Source organism: Stenotrophomonas maltophilia (genome assembly GCF_003970865.1).
GTDB lineage: Bacteria > Pseudomonadota > Gammaproteobacteria > Xanthomonadales > Xanthomonadaceae > Stenotrophomonas > Stenotrophomonas maltophilia_AR.
This window is the reverse complement of sequence record NZ_RXLZ01000049.1, coordinates 16,265-37,705: the sequence shown is the minus strand read 5'-3', so window position 1 is coordinate 37,705 and position 21,441 is coordinate 16,265. Positions and strand designations below refer to the sequence as shown.

At 67.8% G+C, this 21,441-nt stretch carries 23 protein-coding genes and 1 pseudogene; 1 reads left to right on the top strand and 23 read right to left on the bottom strand.

Annotated elements, in window-relative coordinates; all coding sequences use genetic code 11:
• Positions 1–150 precede the first annotated feature (150 nt).
• The 20 genes and pseudogenes from EKL94_RS15925 to EKL94_RS15830 all read right to left on the bottom strand — a co-directional run.
• Positions 151–1,386 (bottom strand): annotated as a pseudogene (locus tag EKL94_RS15925) (beta-ketoacyl-ACP synthase); the annotation flags it as partial.
• Positions 1,386–2,117, bottom strand: coding sequence for a 3-ketoacyl-ACP reductase FabG2 (locus EKL94_RS15920; RefSeq protein WP_057497835.1), 732 nt, complete (start codon positions 2,115–2,117; stop codon positions 1,386–1,388). The pseudogene EKL94_RS15925 and the gene EKL94_RS15920, both read right to left, overlap by 1 nt.
• Positions 2,114–2,569, bottom strand: coding sequence for a hotdog family protein (locus EKL94_RS15915; RefSeq protein WP_032129169.1), 456 nt, complete (start codon positions 2,567–2,569; stop codon positions 2,114–2,116). The genes EKL94_RS15920 and EKL94_RS15915 overlap by 4 nt, the downstream gene beginning before the upstream one ends.
• Complete coding sequence (locus EKL94_RS15910) at positions 2,566–3,750, bottom strand: beta-ketoacyl-ACP synthase (protein WP_126929831.1); 1,185 nt, start codon at positions 3,748–3,750, stop codon at positions 2,566–2,568. The genes EKL94_RS15915 and EKL94_RS15910 overlap by 4 nt, the downstream gene beginning before the upstream one ends.
• Before the next feature lie 5 nt (positions 3,751–3,755).
• Positions 3,756–4,304, bottom strand: coding sequence for a DUF3261 domain-containing protein (locus EKL94_RS15905; RefSeq protein WP_126929830.1), 549 nt, complete (start codon positions 4,302–4,304; stop codon positions 3,756–3,758).
• Positions 4,292–5,542: an NAD(P)/FAD-dependent oxidoreductase gene (locus tag EKL94_RS15900; protein ID WP_126929829.1), complete on the bottom strand. Its 1,251-nt coding sequence runs from the start codon at positions 5,540–5,542 to the stop codon at positions 4,292–4,294. Before EKL94_RS15900 ends, EKL94_RS15905 begins: the two co-directional genes overlap by 13 nt.
• Before the next feature lie 53 nt (positions 5,543–5,595).
• Positions 5,596–7,971, bottom strand: a complete 2,376-nt coding sequence (locus EKL94_RS15895) for an MMPL family transporter (protein WP_126929828.1) — start codon at positions 7,969–7,971, stop codon at positions 5,596–5,598.
• On the bottom strand, positions 7,943–8,572 hold the full coding sequence (locus tag EKL94_RS15890; protein WP_126929827.1) for an outer membrane lipoprotein carrier protein LolA: 630 nt from the start codon (positions 8,570–8,572) through the stop codon (positions 7,943–7,945). Before EKL94_RS15890 ends, EKL94_RS15895 begins: the two co-directional genes overlap by 29 nt.
• Positions 8,569–9,000, bottom strand: a complete 432-nt coding sequence (locus EKL94_RS15885; RefSeq protein ID WP_126929826.1) for an acyl-CoA thioesterase — start codon at positions 8,998–9,000, stop codon at positions 8,569–8,571. Before EKL94_RS15885 ends, EKL94_RS15890 begins: the two co-directional genes overlap by 4 nt.
• The gene (locus EKL94_RS15880) at positions 8,987–10,537 is read right to left on the bottom strand and encodes an HAL/PAL/TAL family ammonia-lyase (RefSeq protein ID WP_126929825.1); all 1,551 of its coding nucleotides are present in this window, start codon (positions 10,535–10,537) and stop codon (positions 8,987–8,989) included. The genes EKL94_RS15885 and EKL94_RS15880 overlap by 14 nt, the downstream gene beginning before the upstream one ends.
• Entirely contained in the window at positions 10,527–11,468 is a 942-nt protein-coding gene (locus tag EKL94_RS15875; protein ID WP_126929824.1) for a lysophospholipid acyltransferase family protein, read from the bottom strand. The genes EKL94_RS15880 and EKL94_RS15875 overlap by 11 nt, the downstream gene beginning before the upstream one ends.
• Before the next feature lies 1 nt (position 11,469).
• Positions 11,470–12,240 (bottom strand): glycosyltransferase family 2 protein, encoded by a 771-nt coding sequence (locus EKL94_RS15870; RefSeq protein ID WP_126929823.1) that lies wholly within the window; start codon positions 12,238–12,240, stop codon positions 11,470–11,472.
• A complete protein-coding gene (locus EKL94_RS15865; protein ID WP_126929822.1) occupies positions 12,230–13,915 on the bottom strand; it encodes an ApeI family dehydratase in 1,686 nt (561 codons plus the stop codon). Before EKL94_RS15865 ends, EKL94_RS15870 begins: the two co-directional genes overlap by 11 nt.
• Positions 13,908–14,459, bottom strand: a complete 552-nt coding sequence (locus tag EKL94_RS15860; RefSeq protein ID WP_010482325.1) for a COG4648 family protein — start codon at positions 14,457–14,459, stop codon at positions 13,908–13,910. The genes EKL94_RS15865 and EKL94_RS15860 overlap by 8 nt, the downstream gene beginning before the upstream one ends.
• 22 nt (positions 14,460–14,481) lie before the next feature.
• Positions 14,482–14,739: an acyl carrier protein gene (locus EKL94_RS15855; protein WP_006402206.1), complete on the bottom strand. Its 258-nt coding sequence runs from the start codon at positions 14,737–14,739 to the stop codon at positions 14,482–14,484.
• A gap of 17 nt (positions 14,740–14,756) precedes the next feature.
• Positions 14,757–15,014 carry a phosphopantetheine-binding protein gene (locus EKL94_RS15850; RefSeq protein WP_005411610.1) on the bottom strand — a complete coding sequence of 86 codons (258 nt, stop codon included), beginning with the start codon at positions 15,012–15,014 and terminating at the stop codon, positions 14,757–14,759.
• The gene (locus EKL94_RS15845) at positions 15,001–15,798 is read right to left on the bottom strand and encodes a lysophospholipid acyltransferase family protein (RefSeq protein WP_126929821.1); all 798 of its coding nucleotides are present in this window, start codon (positions 15,796–15,798) and stop codon (positions 15,001–15,003) included. The genes EKL94_RS15850 and EKL94_RS15845 overlap by 14 nt, the downstream gene beginning before the upstream one ends.
• Positions 15,791–16,534: a beta-ketoacyl synthase chain length factor gene (locus tag EKL94_RS15840; protein WP_126929820.1), complete on the bottom strand. Its 744-nt coding sequence runs from the start codon at positions 16,532–16,534 to the stop codon at positions 15,791–15,793. The genes EKL94_RS15845 and EKL94_RS15840 overlap by 8 nt, the downstream gene beginning before the upstream one ends.
• Before the next feature lie 217 nt (positions 16,535–16,751).
• Positions 16,752–17,765, bottom strand: coding sequence for a cytochrome d ubiquinol oxidase subunit II (cydB, locus tag EKL94_RS15835; protein WP_005414876.1), 1,014 nt, complete (start codon positions 17,763–17,765; stop codon positions 16,752–16,754).
• A gap of 1 nt (position 17,766) precedes the next feature.
• The gene (locus tag EKL94_RS15830; RefSeq protein WP_126929819.1) at positions 17,767–19,164 is read right to left on the bottom strand and encodes a cytochrome ubiquinol oxidase subunit I; all 1,398 of its coding nucleotides are present in this window, start codon (positions 19,162–19,164) and stop codon (positions 17,767–17,769) included.
• 305 nt (positions 19,165–19,469) lie between these two features.
• Between EKL94_RS15830 and EKL94_RS15825 the strand changes: the two genes are divergently transcribed.
• The gene (locus EKL94_RS15825; RefSeq protein WP_126929818.1) at positions 19,470–20,012 is read left to right on the top strand and encodes a hypothetical protein; all 543 of its coding nucleotides are present in this window, start codon (positions 19,470–19,472) and stop codon (positions 20,010–20,012) included.
• 90 nt (positions 20,013–20,102) lie between these two features.
• Here the strand turns inward: EKL94_RS15825 and EKL94_RS15820 are convergent, their stop codons facing one another.
• Genes EKL94_RS15820 through EKL94_RS15810 form a run of 3 tightly spaced genes read right to left on the bottom strand, consistent with a single transcriptional unit; the run spans position 20,103 to position 21,334 of the window.
• Positions 20,103–20,318 carry a hypothetical protein gene (locus tag EKL94_RS15820; RefSeq protein ID WP_126929817.1) on the bottom strand — a complete coding sequence of 72 codons (216 nt, stop codon included), beginning with the start codon at positions 20,316–20,318 and terminating at the stop codon, positions 20,103–20,105.
• Positions 20,315–20,968, bottom strand: coding sequence for an RNA polymerase sigma factor (locus EKL94_RS15815; RefSeq protein ID WP_126929816.1), 654 nt, complete (start codon positions 20,966–20,968; stop codon positions 20,315–20,317). The genes EKL94_RS15820 and EKL94_RS15815 overlap by 4 nt, the downstream gene beginning before the upstream one ends.
• 36 nt (positions 20,969–21,004) lie before the next feature.
• Positions 21,005–21,334 carry a hypothetical protein gene (locus EKL94_RS15810; protein ID WP_005414880.1) on the bottom strand — a complete coding sequence of 110 codons (330 nt, stop codon included), beginning with the start codon at positions 21,332–21,334 and terminating at the stop codon, positions 21,005–21,007.
• Between the last annotated feature and the right edge of the window lie 107 nt (positions 21,335–21,441).

The following is a 21,441-nucleotide window of genomic DNA, read 5'->3' as shown; positions in this document are numbered from 1 at the left end:
TTCTGGTTCGTTCGCGATCCTGAGGACCCCAGGAACAACTTTACTTTCTTGGGAGTGTTTTTACAGGGCATTGTATTGTCGACGATGCGATTACAGCAAGGTGATCAAGGGTGAGATCCGTGGGAGGGTCAGATTGGTATAAGCGCCCGTCTCGGGCCAGCGGCGGAACACCAGCGAGGTGTTGATGCCGCCGAAGGCGAAGTTGTTGCTCATCACGTACTCGGCCTGCAGTTCGCGGCCCTGCCCGGTGATGAAGTCGAGCTGGCCGCAGCGTGGATCGACCTCGGCCAGGTTCAGGGTGGGCGCGAACCAGCCGGCACGCATCATCTCGATGCTCATCCAGGCCTCGAACGCACCACAGGCGCCCAGCATGTGGCCGACGTAGCTCTTCAGCGAGCTGATCGGCATGCGGCTGCCGAATACCTGCGCGGTGGCCTGGGTCTCGGCGATGTCGCCGTGATCGGTGGCGGTGCCGTGGGCGCTGACGTAGTCGATCTGCGCCGCCTCCAGGCCCGCATCCTCCAGCGCCAGGTGCATGGCCTGGGCCATGGTGTCGGCGCTGGGCTGGGTGACGTGCTGGCCGTCGCTGTTGGTGCCGTAGCCGACCACCTCGGCAAGAATGGTGGCACCGCGCGCCTGGGCGTGCTCCAGGTCTTCCAGGATCAGCGTGCAGGCACCCTCGCCCAGCACCAGGCCATCGCGGCCGGCATCGAACGGGCGCGGCGTGGTCTGCGGCGCATCGTTGCGGGTGCTGGTGGCAAACAGGGTGTCGAACACCGCAGCGGCGGTGGCATCGAGCTGTTCGGCGCCGCCGGCCACCATCACCGTCTGCTTGCCGCTGCGGATCGCTTCATAGGCCGCTCCCACGCCCTGGCTGCCCGAGGTGCAGGCGCTGGAGGTGGTGTAGACGCGGCCGGACAGACCGAAGAACACGCCAATGTTGACCGGCGCGGTATGGCTCATCATCTTCAGGTAGGTGGTGGCACTGATGCCTTCGGTGGTGAATTCGTGCAGCATGCGGCCGAATTCTCCGGTGGCCTCATGGCTGCCCGAGGACGAGCCGTAGGCCACACCCGTCCGCCCGCTGCGCAGCACCGGGTGTTCATGCAGGCCGGCTTCGCGCAGCGCCACTTCGGTAGCGCGCACCGACATGATCGCGACCTTGCCCATCGAGCGGGTGGTCTTGCGGTTGTAGTTCGGCGGCAGCTCGAAGTCCTGCGCCGGTGCGGCCAGCTTGGTGTTCAGCCCGGCATAGACGTTCCACTCGGGCATCGCGCGCACCGCGTTGCGGCAGCTGCGCAGGTGCGCCTCGATGGTCGGCCAGTCGTGGCCGAGCGGACTGATGGCGGCCGCACCGGTGACCACCACGCGACGATCGGCGGCCATCAGAGCATGCCCCCGTTCACCGAGATCACCTGGCGGGTGATGTAGCCGGCCGGCTCGGACAGCAGGAACGCCACCGTCGCCGCCACTTCGTCGGGACGACCGACGCGGCCGGCGGGAATCAGCTTGAGCGCGTGTTCGATCACTTCATCGTTGAGCATTTCGGTCTCGATCAGGCCCGGGGCCACGCAGTTGACGGTGATCTGGCGGCTGGCCAGTTCCAGCGCCAGGGCCTTGGTGGCACCGATGATGCCGGCCTTGGCGGCACTGTAGTTGACCTGGCCGCGGTTGCCGGCCAGCCCGGATACCGACGACAGGGTGACGATGCGGCCCGGCTTGCGCCGCCGCACCATCGGCATGATCAGCGGATGCAGCACGTTGTAGAAGCCATCCAGGTTGGTGTGGATGACCTGGTCCCAATCCTCCGCCGACAGTGCCGGGAAGGCGCCATCACGGGCGATGCCGGCATTGCAGACCACGCCGTAGTACGCGCCGTGCGCTTCGACATCGGCCTCCAGCGCGGCGCGTGCGGCCTCGCGGTCGGCCACGTCGAACGCCAGCACGCGGGCCTGCTGGCCCAAGGCCTGGATCTCGGCCACCACGGCCTGTGCTTCTTCCAGGCGGCTGCGGCAATGCACCACCACGTCGAAGCCATCACGCGCGATGCGCAGCGCGATGGCCCGGCCGATGCCCCGGCTGGCGCCGGTCACCAGCACGCTTCGATTCCCTGTCATGCCTGTCCACTCTCCAGATAGGCCATCGCGTCGGCCGGTTCGAACACCGACACGTTGGCTGTCGCCCATTCGTCCTCACCTGCCAGGATGCGGCAGGCGAACATCCCCAATCCATTGTCACCCAACAGCTCGCAGCGCGCCTGTACGCGCAGCCGCGAACCACTGGGGAAGCTGCTGCGCGCGCTGCTGTAGCGGCGGCTGCCGAGCAGGAAGCCCAGCTGCGGCGGCTTGCCGGCCGCGCGCGCACGGCAGCCGGCCCAGGCCGCGATGGCCTGCGCCATGTATTCGATGCCGACCCACGCCGGCACTTCGCCGTTCTCCACGAACAGGCCGGATTCGGGCACCACCAGTTCGGCCTCGAGGGTGTCCTGGTCCCACTGCGTGATGCGCTCCAGCAGGCACATGTCCTGGCGGTGCGGCACCACGTCCTCGATTGCGTACAAGGTGTTCATCGGCGCTCCAGCGCCAGCACGGCATTGCTGCCGCCGAAGGCGAACGAATTGCTCAGCACCCGCCGCGGCGCCTGCGCCAGCCGGGTGGCCGGTGCGACCAGCGGCAACACCGGCAGCGCGGGGTCGGCCACGCCGTCCCACCAGTGCGGCGGCAGCTGCTGCTGCGGGTTCTCGGCCAGCAGGATCCAGCACAGCGCGGCCTCGATCGCACCCGAGGCACCCAGCGTGTGGCCGGTCAGCGGCTTGGTCGAACTGGCTGGCACGCTGTGGCCAAGCACCTGCGAGACCGCCAGGCTTTCCATCGCATCGTTGTGCCCGGTGGCGGTGCCATGCAGGTTCACGTAATCCACTTCGTCGGCGCCCCAGCCGGCGCGCAGCAGCGCCTGCTGCAGGGCGTCGATGGCCCCCATTCCCTGCGGGTCGGGGGCGGACATGTGGTGGGCGTCGGCCGATTCGCCCCACCCCGCCAGGCACACCGGGCCGGGCTCGCGGGTGAGCAGGAACAGCGCGGCGCCCTCGCCGATGTTGATGCCGGAGCGGTGCCGCGAGAATGGATTGCAGCGCAGGGCCGACACCGATTCCAGTGCGCTGAAGCCGGCCACCGTGAAGCGGCACAGCGAATCGGCACCGCCGGCAATCACCGCATCAACGATGCCGGCGCGCAACATGCGCGCGGCCGACATCAGTGCCTTGGCACTGGACGAACACGCCGTGGACAGTGTCCACGCCGGCCCCTGCGCACCACTGCGCTGGCGCACGAACTGCGCGGCGGTGCCCATTTCCTGCTGGGCATAATCGAAGCCCTGCGGCCACTGGCCCTGTTCGGCGTGGCTGCGCAACGCCTGCTCGGATTCACCAATGCCCGAGGTGCTGGTGCCCAGCACCACCGCCACGCGCTCGGCACCATGGCGGGCGATCGCGGCGGCCACCGCCGGTGCGATCTGCGCCAGCGCCACGTCCAGCAGGGCGTTGTTGCGCCCGCGCAGGGCCACTGGCAGGTCATCCAGCGCCGGCAGCGGCGTGCGTACCTCTCCCAACGCCAGGGTGCGCCCCGGCAACAGGCTGTCGTTGTCGCTGAGCCCGCCCGGCACATCGGCGAACATCGCCGATGCGACCGCGGCGCGGCCATCGCCGAGCGCGCAGACCACGCCCAGATCGTTCAGGTAGATCGGTGCACTCATCGGTCCTACCCGGCCATGTCGATCGATTCGATGCGCAGCGCATAGCCTTCGGCGCGGTTGTCCAGCTGCACGCTGCCATCGTCCAGGCGCTGCAGCTGCAGCCACACCGTGCCGTCACGCGACAGGCGGCGCTGGTGGCCGTCGTCGATGACCTCCCAGCCGGCCGGCAGCGCGGCAGCGATGGCCGCGGTCGGCCACAGCGCGAACTGCAGGTCATCCAGCACACGCTCGGCACGTACCTGCGGCGGCAGCCACGGCGCGCGCTGCTGGGTCAGCTGCTGGCCGTCCCACTGCAGGCGCACGCCGGTCTGGCCCATCGCCTGCACCGCCAGCTGCACCTGCTGCGCATCGGCTTCCAGCAGCGCGTCGAGATCGCGCTCATGGCTGCCAAAACGGAAATGCAGCTGCTGCTGCAGCGCCAACGGCGCCGGCAGGCTGGCCGGCGACAGGCGCAGCGGCGGCAGTTCCACCAATGGCTTGGGCATGCGGCCGGCACAGGCGGCCAGCAGCAGGCACAGCAGCACGGCCGCGGTACGGGCGATCAGGCGCTGCACAGCTGCTCCAGCACGCGCATGCGGCGGCCGCTTTCGTCGGCCACATACGGGTTGTTGGTGTCCCAGGCGTAGCCGGCCAGGATGGAACTGATCATGTCGCGCACTTCGGGCTGCTGCTGCGGGTGGTAGATGATCTTCTGGAAGCCGCCCTCGTACCAGCTTTCGACGAAGCGGCGGAAGGTCTTCACGCCGGCACGCAGCGGGATCGAGAATTCAGCTTCCCAGTCGACGGTTTCACCGGCATAGCGGCGCGCCAGGCATTCGCTGGCCAGCTGCGCGGACTTGAAGGCGATGGTGACGCCGGAAGAGAACACCGGGTCGAGGAACTCGCCGGCATTGCCCAGCAGGGCGTAGCCCGGGCCCCACAGCGAACTGACGTTGGCCGAGTAGCCAGTGATGCGGCGCACCGGCAGCACCGCCCATTCGGCGTTGGCCAGCAGGCGGGTCAGGTTGGGGTCCTCGCCGACGATGGCCTGCAGCTTCTGCAGGTCGTCGCCCTCGTAGCGTTCGAAGAACGACGGTTCGGCAACCACGCCCAGCGAGCAGCAGCCGTTGGAGAACGGGATCGTCCAGTACCAGACGTCGATGTGTTCGGGGTGGGTGGTGATCAGGATCTTGTTGCGGTCGAAGTCCGCTTCGGCCGGAATGTTGTCGCGCACGTGGCAGAAGATCGCGCCGCGTACCGGGAAGTTGGACGGCGTTTCCAGCTGCAGCAGGCGCGGTAGCAGGCGCGCGAAGCCCGATGCGTCGAGGATGAAATCGGCCTCGATGCGGTATTCGCTGCCATCCGGGCGGCGCACGGTCACCGCGGGCTGCTCGCCCGCTTCGACCGACAGCACTTCATCGCCGAAGCGCAGCGTGGTGCCCATGCGCTCGGCGCCGCGCGCCAGTACGTTGTCGAAGTCTGCGCGCTGCACCTGATAGGTGGTGCCCCAGCCTCGCGAGAACTTCTTCCTGAAGTCGAACGCGGTACGCGCCTCGCCATGCACGAAGGCGGCACCGTTCTTGTGCTGGAAGCCCGCTTCGACCACGTCCTGCAGCAGGCCGGCGGCCTCGATGTATTCCATGCTCTGCGGCAGCAGGCTTTCGCCGATGGAGAAGCGCGGGAACTGCTGGCGCTCCAGCATCAGCACCTGGCGGCCCTGCTGGCGCAGCATCGCTGCGGCGACGGAACCGGCCGGTCCGGCACCGATGATCAGGATTTCAGTACGTTCGACAGCATCCACAGCAGTGTTCATCGGTGCGTCCTTGTTGCTCGATCAGGTGGAAAGAAGGAAGTCGGAAGACAGGTTCAGGCTGGCGGCAGGTCATGCGGCGGCGGCCGGAACAACGGCGAGATCAGCCAGACCAGGCCGATGCCGAACAGCAATGTGAGGCCGAAAGCGCGCAGCGCCGGGGTCTGCGACAGCCCCAGCAGGCCGAACGACAGCCAGGTACTGGCCGCGCCCACGCACACCGCCAGCCAGGCGCTGGCATCGCCGCGGTGCTCGATCAGGAAGATGCCGTAGTCGATGCCCATGCCCAGCAGCAGCATCAACGCCAGCACGTTGAACAGCTGCAGCGGCTGGCCGAACAGACCCAGCAGGCCCAGGGTCAATGCACCGGCAATCAGGGTCGGCGCGAACACGCGCCAGGCCTGGCGGCGGTAGCGCAGCCACAGCGCGCCGAACACCAGCGCGATGCCGACCAGCAGCAGCCCGCCCATCAGCTTGCGGTAGTGGCCCAGCAACGTGGAGAAGTCGGCGGTGCGATCCACCCAGCGCACACCCTGCAGGCCTTCGGCCGCGCCCTGCAGGGTGGCCAGCGCGTCGGCGCGCGACAGGTCATCGACCATGACCACGCTGATCATCTGCCCACCGACCTCACCCACCCACAGGTGACGGAACGGCTGCGACGCCGGCGAGGCCAGGAAGGCGTCGGCGGTGAGCGGCGCGGCGGCGAACTGCGGTCGCTGCAGCGGCTCGCCCACGGCCTCGGCCACGGCCGACAGCACGCCGGGTTCCACCTTCGCGGTCAGCGCGGCATCGGCCTGCTGGCGCGCCGGCGACGGCAGCCAATCGCTGATCGCGCGATAGCCACCAATGCGCTTGTCGGTGGCCAGTACACGCAGGCGCTCGGTCAGTGCTTCCTCGCGCTGCAGCAGCTGCGCGGCATCGGCACCCTGCACCAGGTAGAACTGCGCCGGGCTGGGCATGCCCAGCAACTGGCTCAGGCGGATCTGCTGCGCCATCAACGCCGGCGGTGATGACTGCAGGCTGCGCAGGTCGTCGTTGCTCTGCAGGCGCGCGATGCCGATGGCAGACAGCGCCAGCGTGATCACCACGAACACCGTCACCGCGCGGCGGCCATGCAGGCGCGGGAAGCGCTCCAGCGTGTTGCCCAGCCACTGCGAGAAACGGGTCTGGCGGATCTCACCGCCATCCAGCCACGGGAACCAGAAGATCACCGTAAGGAAGGCGGCAGCCAGACCCACCACCGAGAACAGCGCCATCTGGCGCAGGCCCGGGAACGGAGCCAGGCCCAGAGCCAGGTAGGCCAGCGCACTGGTCAGCAGGGCCAGCCACAGGCCGGGCAGCAGATGCCGCAGCAGTTTCCAGCGACGATCGGCCGGTTCGGCCTGGCGCGAGGCGAACCAGTGAATGCCGTAATCCTCGGCCACACCCACCAGCGACGCACCAAACACCAGGGTCAGCACGTGCACCTTGCCGAACACCAGCACGGTCACCGCCAGCGCCACGCCACAGCCGATCAGCAGCGAGGCGGCGACCAGCAGGATCGGCCGCAGCGAGCGGAATGCCAGCCACACCAGCAACAGCACCGCCGCCAGCGAACCCCAACCGATGGTGTTGATCTCCTGGTTGGCCTGCACCGCGGCGGCCTCGGCATGCAGCGGCACGCCCGCATGCAGGATTTCAAGCTCAGGCGCCGCCGCCGTGGCGGCCTGCCCGGCACGTTCCAGCAGGCCATCGAGATGGCGCTCGCCATCCAGCTGGAACGCCGAGCCGGGCGTATCGAACTGCAGCACGGCCCAATGCCTGCCCTCGGCTTCAAGCAGGCCGTCATCGCCCAACCGCAGGCCCGAACCCTGCGCCTGCTGCTGCCACCACTGCGGCCACAGCGACAACGGATCCTGGCGCCATTCAGTCAATCGCGGCGCACCCATCGGGCCATACAGCGCGGCCAACGCCTGCTCGGCCAACACGCCCGGTTCGCTGCCCTGCAGCTGCTCGCGCTGGACCGGCGTCAGCAGGCGGTCGCGGTACGGCGCGTAGAACGCGCGCGCCTCGTCAAACCAACCTTCGATCGAGCCGTTGGGTACCAGCAAGGCGTGGTCGGCGTCCTTGGCCATGGCCGCAGCAAAGGCCACCTGCGCGCGCTTGGCGGCCGCGCTGTCCTTGCTGCCGAGCAGCACCACGACCTGCCGCGAACTGCCATCGGCGATGCGCCGGGTGACGTCGCTCAACAGGCGGTCGTGCGCATCCTGCGGCAGCAGGGCGAGGATGTCGGTGTCGATCCGCGATTGCTGGCTCCACAGGCGCCACTGCTGCGCGCCCATCACCAGCAGCACCAGCAGCCAGGCAATGCCCAGCCAGTGCCACCAGCGCCGCAACCGGTCCGGTGCGTTCGATGCCACGGCCTCACTCAAAGCGGCGGGCCTCGTCGGCATCGAGCGTGGCCGGCGCCTCGCTCAACGCGCTGAACTGGATCTGCGTGCGGTCCTTGTTGGCCTCGACGATCTCGACCTGGCGCACGTAGCGGTCGCCCTGCAGGGTCAGCGATTCGAAAGCCTTGGCCAGCATCGCCGACTTCGGCGTCAGGCGCAGCCGCCAGCCCTGCCCTTCACGGCTGGCCGCCACGTTGAACTGGCTGGACAGCGCCTGCACGTCGCCACTCATCAGCGCGAACATGATCGCGTTCACCGAGCGCATCGCCGGCTGCTGCCGCGCGTCCAGTTCGACGCGGGTGCTGCCATCACGCTGGCGGCTGAGGATGCGGTCGGCGGTGACCACCACTTCCGAGGGGAACGGCTTGAGCGTGGTCCAGATCACGCCGTGCTGGCGCGCGACCACGAACCGGCCCTGCGAACGCAGCGGATTCTTGAAGCCGCTGACCTGCTTTTCCTGGCTGAACTGGCCACGCAGCACATCCGGCCGCGCCACCGCCTGGGTGATCGCATCGATGGCAGGGTCGGCCGCCTGCACCAGTGGTGCGGCCACCAGCAGCAGCGCGCACAGCAGCGCACGCGCGAAACGGTTCGCTCGGTTCATGGCGCAGGCACTCCCAGGCGTTCCCACAGTACCGGCGGGCACTGGTACAGCATTTCCTTGCTGGCCGCGTCCACCGCGACCTGGATGGTCATCGCACGAGTCAGTACCTGGCCGCTCTGCGCATCGAGAATTTCGTACTCGATCTTCAGCCGGTTCTCCCATTCCACGATGCGCGCGATCACGCGCAGCGCCTGGTTGAACAGCAGCGGGCGCACATACTTCACGCGCGCATCGACCACCGGCCACAGGTAGCCCGATTCGAGCATCTGCGGGTAGTCGTAGTCGTAGCGCCCGAGCAGCGCGCAGCGCGCGATCTCGAAGTACTTGAAGTAGTTGCCATGCCAGACCACGTTCATCGGATCGCAGTCATGGAAGGCGGGGGTCAACGCAATCTCGCCAACCCGTTCGATAGCCTCATTCACCGGCATACAGCTCCCAACGTTGCGCGCGGATCTCCACCAGCAGTTCCCGCAGTTCGCGATCCAGCGCGCGGTCTTCTTCAACCAGGGCGGTGCGCTGCCCCAGGTCGGCGTACATGTCGGCCAGACTGCCATGCAGCTGCGCGTTCAGGCCAACCCGTTCACGCAGGGCCAGGCCCTGGCGGGCGGCGATCAGCATCGCGGCCACCACCTGTTCAGTCAGCTCGATCACGCGCAGGCAGTCGCGCGCGGCGATGGTGCCCATGCTGACCTTGTCCTGGTTGTGGCACTCGGTGGAACGCGAGAACACGCTGGCCGGCATGGTCTGCTTCAGCGCTTCGGCAGTCCAGGCCGACACGCTGATCTGCAGCGCCTTCAGGCCATGGTTGATGGCCGCGCGCGGGCCAGTGGCCGCCGACAGGTTGGCCGGCAGGCCATGGTTGTAACGGGCATCGACCACCAGCGCCAGCTGCCGGTCGAGCAGATCGGCAACGTTGGCCACGGTGTTCTTCAGGGTGTCCATCGCCAGCGCGATGTGGCCGCCGTAGAAGTGGCCGCCATGCAGGATGCGCTCGCCGTCGGCATCGATCAGCGGGTTGTCATTGGCGCTGTTCAGTTCGGTTTCGATCAGCTGGCGCAGGAACGGCAGGCTGTCCTCCAGCACGCCGATCACGTGCGGTGCGCAGCGCAGCGAGTAGCGGTCCTGCAGGCGCTGTTCATTGCGCGGCGGACGCTCGCTGTGCAGGTCACTGCGCAGGCGCGCGGCGATGCGGCCCTGGCCCGGGTGCGGCTTGGCCGCGAACAGGGTTTCGTCGAAGTGGTGCGCGTTGCCATCGCTGGCCAGCACGTTGAACGCAGTCAGGCGCGTGGCCATGCGCGCCAGGTAGTCGGCGCGCTGCCAGGCCAGGCAGGCCAGGCCGGTCATCACCGCGGTGCCGTTCATGATCGCCAGGCCTTCCTTCGGCCGCAGCTTCAGCGGGGTCATGCCGATCTTCGCCAGCACCTCGGCCGCAGGCTGCACGCGGCCGTCGTGCAGCACCTCGCGCTCGCCGCACAGCACCGCCGCCACGTAGGACAGCGGCGTCAGGTCGCCACTGGCACCGACCGAGCCTTCGGCCGGAATCATCGGCAGCACGTCGTGCTGCAGCAGCGTGGCCAGGCCTTCCAGCAGCGGCACGCTGACGCCGGACATGCCGCGCACCAGCGACGCCAGGCGCGCCGCCAGCACCGCACGGGTTTCGACCGGGTCCAGGTAACGACCCAGGCCGCAGCCATGGTAGGTGTACAGATGGTGCGGCAGCTCGGCCACCAGCGCCGGTGGAATGTTCACCGTGCACGAGTCGCCGTAGCCGGTGGTCACGCCGTAGATCACGCCATCCTCGCGCAGCAGGCGGTCGAGGAAGTCGGCACCGCGCTGGATGTGCGCGCGGAACGCCGGCGCGTCGCTCAGTGCGGCCTCGCACTGGCGCTGGGCCAGGGCAACCACGTCTTCGATGGTCAACGGTGCATCGCCAAAGCGGCACACGGGTACGGCGTCAGTCGTCATGCGGAGCCTGATCCCAGAAGGGGAAGAAATTGAACCAGTCCAACGGGGACTGGATGACCTGGAGTTCCAGCCAGCGCGCGAAGCGCTGTGCCTGTTCGGCCAGTGCCGCATCGCGTGAGCCACGCGGCAGCACGATGCGTTCGGCGAACTGTTCAAACGCCACGCGATAGCCATCGCCCTGGTGCAGGCAGGCCATGGTGTAGACCGGGCAGCCCAGCGCGGCGGCGAGCACGTAGGCACCGATCGGGAACGGCGCGCGGTGGCCAAGGAAATCGGCGGTGACGCTGCGGCCGCCCTGCACCGGCGTGCGGTCGCCGACGATGGCGACGAAGCCACCCGCCGCCACGCGCTCGGCCAGCATCACCGCGGTGGCCGGCCCCATTTCGGTCACCTGCACCAGTTCCACCGCCGCCAGCGGGTCCAGCCGCTGCAGCAGGCGATTGAAACGCTGCGCGTGCGCGGTATGCACCAGTACGGTGATGCGGAACCCCGGCACCTGTTCGGCCAGCACCTGGCACAGTTCCAGGCAGCCGATGTGCGCGGTCAGGATCAGCCCGCCCTCGCGGCGCGCGATCTTCTCCAGCACCAGGTCGCGATGCAGGTGGATGCGTTCGGCCGGATAGCGCCCGCCCAGGCCGAGGATCTTGTCCAGCATCGTGTCGGCGAAGGCGAAGAAGTGGCGCAGGCTGTCGCGCCGGGTCGGCGCACGGCCGAGCGCGCCGCTGTGCGCCTGCAGGCGCTGCAGATACTGCATTGAAGCCTGGCGACCGACACGGTTGCCCAGCCAATGGCAGGCCACCACCGGCCACACGCACAGGCGGAACGGCCAGCGCCCGAACCAGCGGTGCACCCAGCACAGGAACAGCACGCCAGCCACCGACGTCGATTCGCCGATGTCGGCCCAGTGCGGGGCACCCTGCGCGGCCGCCATCTCAGCGCTGCCCCCGCAGGCGGCGCCACAGCAGGCGCGGTGCGCGCCAGAGCATGCCGAAGAACAGGCGGGTATGCATGCGGCTGATGCGCACGTTGTCGCGCCACACATCGAAGTGCGACACGCCATCGGCGGGATAGGTCACGCGCGTGGCCAGGTGCTCGACCGGCAGCTGTCGCCAGTACAGGCGCACCATCACCTCGGTATCGAAATCCATGCGGCGGCCGATGGTCTCTTCACCGATCAGGCGCAGCACCGGCGGCAGCGGATACACGCGGAAGCCACACATGGTGTCGCGCAGGTGCAGCGACAGCGTGTTGATCCAGACCCAGATATGGGTCGCGTAGCGTCCGTACAGGCGCGCTTTCGGAACACTGGCGTCGTAGGCCGGAATGCCGCAGATCACCGCCTCGGGATGGGCACGCGCTGCTTCTATGAAGCGTGGCAGGTCAGCGGTATCGTGCTGGCCATCGGCATCGATCTGCAGCACGTGGCTGTAGCCACGCACACCGGCTTCGGCGAAACCGGCCAGCATCGCCCCGCCCTTGCCCTGGTTGATGTCCAGGCGCAGCAGGTCGACGCCCTGGCGCTGCGCCAGTGAACGCAGTGCAGTCGCGCACGCCTCATGCGAGCCATCGTCGACCAGCAGGCACGGCAGGCCGGCGGCCTGCACGCCGTCGACCACCGCCGCGATGGCGTGCTCGTGGTCGTAGACGGGAATCACCACCAGTGGCGCGAACGCGGCACCGGCAACGGCCGGATCAGTCCGCATCGGCGAAGACCACTTTGCCGCTGGCATGCACACCGTGGCTGGAGGTGTAACGGAAGGCCAGCACGCTGCGTGCGGCATCCCAGTCCAGCTGCAGGGTCAGCTCATCGCCCGGTCGGGCCACATGCTGGAACTTCACCGCATCCATGCGCAGGAACGCTGCCGGCATCGCGAACACCTGGCGGCCGAAACGCACCGCCCAGTCCAGCTGCGCCACGCCGGGCAGGATCGCCGCCTGCGGGAAATGACCCTGGAACGGCCGCAGCGCCGGGTCGAGGGTCATGCGCAGCGTGGCGCTGGCAGCATCGCGGCGGTCCCAGACCGGCACCGGCATCAGCGGCTGGAACAGCGCTGCCAGTGCCGCCTGGGTGACCTTGCCCTGTGCGTTGATCGGCAGCGCCGGCACCAGCCGCCAACGGCGCGGCCGGGTCACCGCGTCATGCGCATGTGCCAGGCGCGCGCCGAGGCGTTGGCCCAGCGCGCGGCGCGCGGCGTCACCGCCCTCCAGCAGTGCCAGGTCGGCCGGTACCACCACGGCTGCCAGCTGCTCGCGCTGGCCGGACAGGACCAGCACGCGCACGTCGTCCACTTCGGCGTCTTCGCGCAGCGCGCGTTCCAGTGCATCCAGCGAAACGCGGCGCTCTTCGATCTTGACGATGCGGTCAGCACGGCCCAGCAGGCGGAAGCGGCCGTCGGCCAACGCTTCAACGCGGTCCTGGGTACGCCACCAATCCGGGGTTTCCAGATGCGCGGAGGCCACCGCCAGGCAGCCATCCTCGATGCGCCACTGCACGCCCGCTAGCGGCTGCCAGGGCGGCAGATCCGTATCCCAGCGGCGCCAGGCGATACCACCGGTCTCGCTGCTGCCATAGACCTCGGTCGGTGCCACGCCCAGCCACTGCCGCACCTGGCGTGCGGCGTCTTCCGGCAGCGGGCCACCGGAGGAGAACACCGCGCGCAGGCGGCCATGCAGGCTGGCCCAGTCGAGCTGTTCGGGCAGGCGCTTGAGGTGAGCCGGGGTCGCCACCAGCACCGTGTCGGTACCGGCCAGCGCGCCCACCAGGTCTTCATGGAAGAACCGGCGTGGATGGATCAGGCGGCCGGCGGCCAGCGGCCACAGCACGCGGAACAGCAGGCCGTAGATGTGCTGGTGGGACACCGTGCCATGCACCTGCACGCCTTCCATCTGCGCGCCGAACGCAGCCTGCAGCGCATCCACCTCGCGCGCCAGCTGGTCCAGGCGCTTGCCGATCGCGCTCGGCTGACCGGTACTGCCGGAGGTGAACACGCACAGTTCGCAGGCGCGCTCGTCCAGCGCCTGCAGTCCGTCGTCCAGTGCAGCGTCCAGCGCCGCCAGCGGGCGGTAATCGGCGGACACGTCGCCTGCGAAACCGCTCACCTGCGGCTGCAGCGCCTGCAGCGTGGCCGGCAGGTTGTCGGCGGCCAGGAACACCCGCTTGCCGGCATGCCAGGCACCGAACAACGCAGCGGCAAAGGCCACGGCATCATCGAAATACAGGGCCCAGTCACGGCCTTCGGCCGCCGCAAAGGTGGCGCGCCAGGCCAGCACGCGCTGGCGGAAGCGGGCGTGGTCGATCACCTCGCCATCGCAGACGCCAACGCTTCGATGCGGCCGCGCCTCCAGCAGCAGCCGGTTCAGGGCAATCCACTCAGCCATGCGCGTGCGCCGCCTTCACCCGCCGCCGCACCAGCCACTCACCTGCAAACAGCACGCCCATCATCACGTACGCCAACAATCCGTTGTAGAGCATCCAGACCCGGTCCGACGCATACAGCGCGGTCAGCAGGGCCAGGCTGCCGTTGAGAACGAAGAACCCGCACCACACCTGGGTGACGCGGCGGGTATAGGCCACCGCGAACGCAGGCAGGTCCGGTTCCTGCAGCCGTGCCAGGCGTTCCACCAGCGGCGGGCCGAAACGCAGGCTGGTGCCGAACACCGCCAGCATCACTGCGTTGACCAGTGCCGGGTACAGCTTCAGCGGCAGGGCCTGGTTGAGCACGGTGGCCAGCACCGCCAGCAGGCCGGTGCCCGCAGCCGCGGCCCACCACAGCGGCTGGCGCGTACTCAGCGCGCGCAGCAGGGCCAGGGTGAACAGCAGCAGCGACAGCCAGCGTGGCTCGAAACGGCCCATCGCCAGGTACACCAGCACCGGGTAAGCCAGCGAGATCGCAGCCACCACGACCGTGCGTGCGCGTGCCATGGTGGAGCCGCCGGCGCTGCGGTCAGGCGGCTGCCTGGTCCGGCAGCAGCCTGTGCACCACATCGACGATGTCCTGCACGGTACGCACGGCCTTGAACGCTTCCGGCTGCAGGTTGCGGCCGAGCAGCGGCTTGAGCTGCACGATCAGGTCCACCGCATCGATGCTGTCGATGTCCAGGTCGTCGTACAGGCGGGCCTCGGGCGTGATCCGGGCGGTTTCGATCTCGAAGCTGTCGGTCAGGATGCTGACGATGCGTTCGAACAGTTCATTCTTGGTCATGGCAGGTCCTGGCACCGTTACGACTGGCGGGCGGCGACGAACTCGCCGAGCGCGCGCACGCTGGAGAAATGGCGACGGGTTTCTTCCGAATCGGCCGAGAGGCTCACACCGTACTTCTTCTGCAGCGCCAGGCCCAGCTCCAGCGCGTCGATCGAATCCAGGCCAAGGCCCTCGACGAACAGCGGCGCGGTCGGATCGATGTCCTCCGGCGTGATGTCCTCCAGCGAAAGGGAGGAAATGATCAATTCCTTGATCTCGTGCTCAAGTGCTTGCACGGTTCGGATCTCCAGACAGGTCGAAATAACGAGAAAGGTGCTCGGTGACGCGACGGGCTGCCAAGGCATCCCCCCTTGGCGAGTCGTCTTCGGCCAGAAATGGCGCGATCGGGATATCTTCGCCGATCTGCAGCCGAACGTGAAAGCGACGTGAGGGGACACGATACCACTTCTGCCCCTTGGTCAGCGTTGGCGGGCTGCAGGTGATCCGCACCGGGGTGACGTCGAGGCGGCCCCGTACGGCGATGTTGGCGGCCCCGCGCTGCAGCCGCGGCGGCTGCCCTGGCACGCTGCGGGTGCCCTCCGGGAAGATGACCAGGGTGCCGCCGGCATGCACCGCGGCCACGCAGTCATCGACCAGGCCGGCGCCATCGTCATTGGAGATGTAGCCGGCGGCCCGTACCGGACCGCGCATGAACGGGTTGCAGGCCACGGCCCGCTTGACCACGCAGTCGGCGTTGGGAAGCAGCGAGATCAGGCAGACCACGTCGATCAGGGTCGGGTGGTTGGCCAGCACCAGCAGGCCGTCGCGCTGCAGGCGCTCACCGCCCTCGATCTCGTACGTCATCACCCCCAGCCCGCGCATCAGCCGCAGGTGGCTGGCGAACGCGACCTGGACCACGCGCCGGGCGCGGCGGCGGCGTGCCACCGGGTCACGCATCAGCAGCAGCGCCGGCATCACCATAACGCCGAGCAGCAGGCCGCCCAGGCCAAATGCGACAAAGCTCAAGCCGGTGCCAAACACCCGCCAGGCATGGTCGAGGCGGCGCAGCAGCTCAGCCACGGCGGCTCCAGCGCCAGCGCTGGCCGTGGGCCACGTGTTCCAGTGTCGGCGCGCCGGACAACAGGAACCGGTGCAGGTCCAGCGCATGCGGCAGCAGGCCGGGCGCAGTGCTGGCCTGGGCGTCGGCCGGCTGCCACTGCAGCGACAACGTCGGCCGGCCCTCCGCCGGGGCGGTCAAACGCCAGCACCAGGCAAAGAACGGGTCGGGTTCGTCGGCGAACGTCGCGTAAATTTCAGGAAGTGGCGACTCGTAGACCACCACCCGCACCTCGCGGGCGCCATCGGCCAGCAGGCCGACGGCCTCCAGGCAGGCCGTCTCCACGGTGGCCTGGCCCGCCGCCAGCGCCAGGTAGTTGCCGCGGTGGCCGCGGGCGATGGAGTACAGCGCGGCGATCGCGTTGTGCACGGACAGGCCGAATCCGGTCGGCGACAACGGCTGGTCGCCGACCAGCGCGCCCAGCAGGTCCATCGAACGGGCCACGTCGCCGTGGCGGCTGGCGAACACCAGCGGCACATCACTGTCGGCACCCTGCCCGTCCTCGCACCAGCACGCGGCCTGGATCGCCATACGACCCAGTCGCTCGATGCGGCGCCGCTGCATCGCCGGCACTTCGGCCAGCGCCGGCGTGTCCCCGCCGTGCGGCAGGTACGGCGCATCGGCCCAGCCCAGCCACTGGCTACGCTCACTCAGGCCGGGCGCCCAGGCGGCCCAGTCGACGATGGAAAATTCGATCATTTAGCGATGGTGCTTCAACGGGAGAACGATAGGCACGAGCCATTACGGCGACGCGCGGCGGCCCCCCGTTCCTGCAGCCGTGCGTCCGTCCAGGACGTCGCCGGCTGCCCCCCTGGCCGCCGGAAAGGAGCGCACGCTAGCACGTCCCGCGCAGGGTGTGCAGGTTTCACATTCCCCAACACGGGGCCCGGCAACGGCAGGCCCCGTCTTCGATCGATCAGTGGTAACCGGTGTCGGCGTGCACCTTGCCGCGGAATACCCGGTAGGACCACGCCGTATAGCCGAGGATGACCGGCAGCAATATGACCAGCCCGACCAGCGTGAAGCCCAGCGACGACGCCGGCGCGGCGGCCTGCCACAGGGTCATCGACGGTGGCAGCAGATAAGGCCACATGCCCAGCACCAGGCCGAGGAAGCCGAGCACGAACAGGGCCAGGCTGAGCAGGAACGGCGGCAGGTCACGGCGCGGGTGGGTGGCGCTGCGCCACAGCGCGGCGGCCACCGCCAGGGTCAGCAGCGGCACCGGCGACAGCCACCAGAAGTTGCCGTCGCTGAACCAGCGCGCCATCAGCCGCGAATCGAGGAACGGCAGCCAGCTGCTGACCAGGCCCATCGCCGCGATCACCGCCACCACCAGCGGCCGGGTCATCTGCCGCGCCAGCGCCTGCACGCGCCCTTCGGTCTTCAGGATCAGCCAGGTGCTGCCCAGCAGCGCATAGCCGGCCACCAGCGCGGCACCGGTCAGCATCGCGAACGGGCTGAACCAGGCAAACGGCCCGCCCTGATAGACACCGTCCACCAGCGGGATGCCCTGCACCAGGGTGCCGAGGATCACGCCCTGGGCAAACGTAGCCAGCAGCGAACCGAGGCCGAACGCCACGCTCCACAGCCGGCGCGAACGATGCGCCTTGAAGCGGAACTCGAACGCCACGCCGCGGAACACCAGCGCCACCACCAGCAGCAGCACCGGCAGGTACAGCGCCGACAGGAGCACCGCATACGCCTTCGGGAACGCCGCCAGCAGGCCGGCGCCACCGAGCACCAGCCAGGTCTCATTGCCGTCCCAGATCGGCGCGGCGGTGTTCATCATCAGGTCCAGCTGTTCCTCGTCCTCGGCGAACGGGGCAAGGATGCCGATGCCGAGCACGAAGCCGTCCAGCACCACATACATCAGCACGCCGAAGCCGATCACCGCGAACCACGCCACCGGCAGCCAGGTCATCAGGTCCATGTCAGCGCTCCTCCAGCGGTTCATCGGCGGCCGACAGCGGGCGCGCCGGGGTGTGGCTGCCGTGGTCCAGCGACGGCCCCTCGGCGTACGGCTGCGGCCCATGGCGCAGGATCTTCACCAGGTACCAGATGCCCCAGCCGAACACGAAGGCGTAGCCGACCACGTAGACGCCCAGCGACAACGCCGTCATCCACGCACTCTGCGGGCCCACCGCATCCGCGGTGCGCAGCACGCCATACACCACCCACGGCTGGCGCCCCATCTCGGTAACGAACCAACCCGACAGCAGCGCGATGAAACCGCTGGGCAGCATCCAGTTCCAGCCGCGCAGCAGCCACGGCGAATCCAGGAGCTTGTTCCGCCACAACTGGAAGGCCGACACCCAGGCCAGCAGCAGCATCAACGTGCCCAGCCCGACCATGATGCGGAAGGCGAAGAACACCGGCGTCACCGGCGGCCGTTCGCTGGCCGGCACCGAGGTGAGCGGATCGAAGGTGCCGTCCAGGCTGTGGGTGAGGATCACACTGCCCAGCTTCGGGATGGCCACTTCGAAATCGTTGCGCTCTTCCTTCTCGTTCGGCAGCGCGAACACCACCAGCGGCACGCCCTCGCCTTCCTTGGTTTCATGCCAGTGCGCTTCCATCGCCGCGATCTTCATCGGCTGGTGCTTGAGCGTGTTCAGGCCATGCATGTCGCCGACAAAGATCTGCACCGGCACGGTCAGTGCGGCGAACGCCACCGCCGCGATCAGCATGCGCCGACCCGCTTCCACGTGCGTGCCCTTGCGCAGGTACCACGCACCGACACCACCGATCACGAAACAGGTGGTGATGAACGAGCCCAGCGCCATGTGCGCCAGCCGGTACGGGAACGACGGGTTGAACACCACCTGCCACCAGTCCACCGGATGCACGATGCCGTTGACCATCTCGTAGCCGGCCGGTGTGTGCAGCCAGCTGTTGGACGACAGGATCCAGAACGTGGAGAACAGCGTGCCCAGCGCCACCATGCAGGTGGAGAAGAAATGCAGGCGCGGCGAGACTCGTCCCCAGCCGAACATCATCACGCCGAGGAAGCTGGCTTCCAGGAAGAACGCGGTCAGCACCTCATAGGTCAGCAGCGGGCCAATGACCGTGCCGGCCACCTCGCTCAGCCGCGGCCAGTTGGTGCCGAACTGGAAGGCCATGACGATGCCGCTGACCACGCCCATGCCGAACGACACCGCGAAGATCTTCTGCCAGAAGAAATACAGCTCGCGCCACACGGGCAACTTCGTACGCAGCCAGCGCCATTCGATGAAGGCCAGCCAGCTGGCCGTGCCAATGGTGAAGGCGGGGAACAGCACGTGGAAACTGATGACGAATCCGAACTGGATCCGCGACAACAACAACGCGTCCAAGGGACGCCTCCTGCCTGTGACCGGTGGGATACCGGACCACTTTAGGAGGATTTCGTTCAGGTGGGATGCGACCGGGTGACGCGCTGCTTCACTTTGTCGCAGGGGGACCGGCTCAGGGAAGGGTCCAATTTCAGATGGGCCGGACAAATTGCAACTCGTTGCATATCTGCGGGTCCTTTGACGTGAGAGCTTCTTGCCGTCCTGGGTTGCTGACTGCAGTCGGCCGAGTTCGGCAGGCAGCACTGCAACTTTCGCCGGTACCTCACGAAACATCGCCAAAATCAGCCAAATCATTTAGAGAACCGATGATCACAACTCCCCAACGCCGTGAGCTTCTGCGCGCGCTCTATTCCACCGAAAGGCTCTACATTGAGTTCTCATCCTCATCGATTTTCCAGAAACAGCCAGCGCGCAATTTTCTGGATTCATTGTGGAATTTGGTTGCGACAGGCGAGATGCCTTCACAAGGTCTCATCAGCGAAACCGATCTCTACGTCGAGAATGCCGTCCCACTCGACGAGTACGGTCTTTCAGCCGCTGACAATAAAGGTGAGGCGTTCATTCTGGCCTTGGGTTCCCTAGTGCTTTTCTTGGGAGAGGAGCCTGCAGAATCGCTTGATTTCATCCCTGAGGAGTTCGAAAGACACGTCATCGAGGAAGTGGTGGTCGATGAGATGATCGATCGGTTGGGTCCGGCACAACAATCGCTACTAGTCACAAAGGAGGTCAGAGCAGAGATTGACAACCATCCGTTGATCAGGGCGTTCGTCAGCCAAGTTCAGCTGGACGAATGGAAGTCCAGGAGCATCGATCTGAATCCTGAAGATATCGAGAAATCGAAGGGGTGATCCAAGTGGTCCCCGTGGACGGATTGCAGATGGGTTCGATCGGGTTCGAGGCACGGCGGCTCCATATACGGCCCCGGGCTTGATCTTCAATCAGTGCCAGAAATACCAGGCCGCTGCAGCCAGCAGCGCGCCAAACAACAGCACCTGCACCGCCACATAGCCCACGCCGCTGTCGCGCGACTCAGCGGTAATGCGCTTCTGCAGCGCCTCACTCACATCCGGTGTTTCTTCCTGCTGCACCTGCTCACGCAACGCCTGCGCCAGCGCGCGCTTTTCCGCATCGCGAGGGTCGGTCGATTGAGTCACAGCAGTTCTCCGGCGGCAGCACGTCGCGTCAGCTCCTGCTTCAGGACCTGGCGCGCGCGGTGAAGGTGGCTCTTGATGGTACCGCGTGCCAGTCCGGTCACCTGCTCGATCTCGGCCAGATCGAAATCCTCCAGGTAGTGCAGGCCGACGATCAGGCGCTGCGGTGCACTCAGCCGTTCCAGCGCCGCGCCGAGCTGGCGCCCGGCCTGCAGCGCCTCACTCAACTCAACCGGGCCCGGGCCTTCATCGCCGACGCCCAGTTCCTCCGGCACCTCCACGGCCACCATCCATTGCGCCTCCAGCCGCCGCCGGCGCAGGTGCTGCAGCGCGGTGGTGTAGGCGACCCGGGAAACCCAGGTGCGCAGCGAGCATTCAAAACGAAACCGGTGCAGCTGGCGGAACACCGCAAGGAAAGTTTCCTGCAGCAGGTCGGCCACCTGATCGCGGTCGCCCACCATGCGCCGGATCACATGCGCGCAAGTGCGTTGATGGGTCTCGACCAGCTGCGAAAACGCCACCTGCGAGCCGTCGATGATCGCCCGCACCAGGGCCTGGTCCGCGTCCAGCGGTGCGGCGGGTGCCGCCGTCGCCGCTGTATCGTGGCGGCGACGGCCCCGCAGTGCCGATAATGCTTCGCCGAGCAGGCTCATCTACGGGGCGCCCCCTGTGCCCGTGGCATGTGCCGGTCAGCCCTTGCGTGCGGCGGGACGGGTGAAGTGCCAGGCCAGCAGCTGGCCCAGGCCGGCGCTGCCGACCAGTGCGGCGGCGGCACCAAAGGTCAGGTCGCGGGCACCGATTGCTTCCAGCAGGGCCATGGCCAGCGCCAGGCAGACCAGGCTGATGCCCCAGCGCAGAGCGCCCTGGCGGCGGCGTTCTTCTTCCAGCACGGCCAGTGAGCGGATCACTTCCTCTGGCACGTGCGGGGCCACCAGCTTGCTGCGCGCGCGCGCATCGGCAATGGCGTGGATCGCGTAGGCGATGCAGATGAAGAGGGTGATCGGGATCAGTTCCTGCATGGTCGGGCTCCTGTTCGGTGGATGATGCGGGTTCAGGAGAATGGATGCGCGACCACGGCCACCGGTTGCACCACTTTGCCAATCCCGCTGCCATGACCTGTGGCCCC

Excerpts from the sequence above, each read along its gene's own strand:
- EKL94_RS15920 (WP_057497835.1), bottom strand. The coding sequence starts at position 2,117 with ATGACAGGGAATCGAAGCGTGCTGGTGACCGGCGCCAGCCGGGGCATC.
- EKL94_RS15915 (WP_032129169.1), bottom strand. The coding sequence starts at position 2,569 with ATGAACACCTTGTACGCAATCGAGGACGTGGTGCCGCACCGCCAGGAC.
- EKL94_RS15910 (WP_126929831.1), bottom strand. The coding sequence starts at position 3,750 with ATGAGTGCACCGATCTACCTGAACGATCTGGGCGTGGTCTGCGCGCTC.
- EKL94_RS15900 (WP_126929829.1), bottom strand. The coding sequence starts at position 5,542 with ATGAACACTGCTGTGGATGCTGTCGAACGTACTGAAATCCTGATCATC.
- EKL94_RS15895 (WP_126929828.1), bottom strand. The coding sequence starts at position 7,971 with ATGCCGACGAGGCCCGCCGCTTTGAGTGAGGCCGTGGCATCGAACGCA.
- EKL94_RS15890 (WP_126929827.1), bottom strand. The coding sequence starts at position 8,572 with ATGAACCGAGCGAACCGTTTCGCGCGTGCGCTGCTGTGCGCGCTGCTG.
- EKL94_RS15885 (WP_126929826.1), bottom strand. The coding sequence starts at position 9,000 with ATGCCGGTGAATGAGGCTATCGAACGGGTTGGCGAGATTGCGTTGACC.
- EKL94_RS15880 (WP_126929825.1), bottom strand. The coding sequence starts at position 10,537 with ATGACGACTGACGCCGTACCCGTGTGCCGCTTTGGCGATGCACCGTTG.
- EKL94_RS15875 (WP_126929824.1), bottom strand. The coding sequence starts at position 11,468 with ATGGCGGCCGCGCAGGGTGCCCCGCACTGGGCCGACATCGGCGAATCG.
- EKL94_RS15870 (WP_126929823.1), bottom strand. The coding sequence starts at position 12,240 with ATGCGGACTGATCCGGCCGTTGCCGGTGCCGCGTTCGCGCCACTGGTG.
- EKL94_RS15865 (WP_126929822.1), bottom strand. The coding sequence starts at position 13,915 with ATGGCTGAGTGGATTGCCCTGAACCGGCTGCTGCTGGAGGCGCGGCCG.
- EKL94_RS15860 (WP_010482325.1), bottom strand. The coding sequence starts at position 14,459 with ATGGCACGCGCACGCACGGTCGTGGTGGCTGCGATCTCGCTGGCTTAC.
- EKL94_RS15855 (WP_006402206.1), bottom strand. The coding sequence starts at position 14,739 with ATGACCAAGAATGAACTGTTCGAACGCATCGTCAGCATCCTGACCGAC.
- EKL94_RS15840 (WP_126929820.1), bottom strand. The coding sequence starts at position 16,534 with ATGATCGAATTTTCCATCGTCGACTGGGCCGCCTGGGCGCCCGGCCTG.
- cydB (WP_005414876.1), bottom strand. The coding sequence starts at position 17,765 with ATGGACCTGATGACCTGGCTGCCGGTGGCGTGGTTCGCGGTGATCGGC.
- EKL94_RS15825 (WP_126929818.1), top strand. The coding sequence starts at position 19,470 with ATGATCACAACTCCCCAACGCCGTGAGCTTCTGCGCGCGCTCTATTCC.
- EKL94_RS15815 (WP_126929816.1), bottom strand. The coding sequence starts at position 20,968 with ATGAGCCTGCTCGGCGAAGCATTATCGGCACTGCGGGGCCGTCGCCGC.
- EKL94_RS15810 (WP_005414880.1), bottom strand. The coding sequence starts at position 21,334 with ATGCAGGAACTGATCCCGATCACCCTCTTCATCTGCATCGCCTACGCG.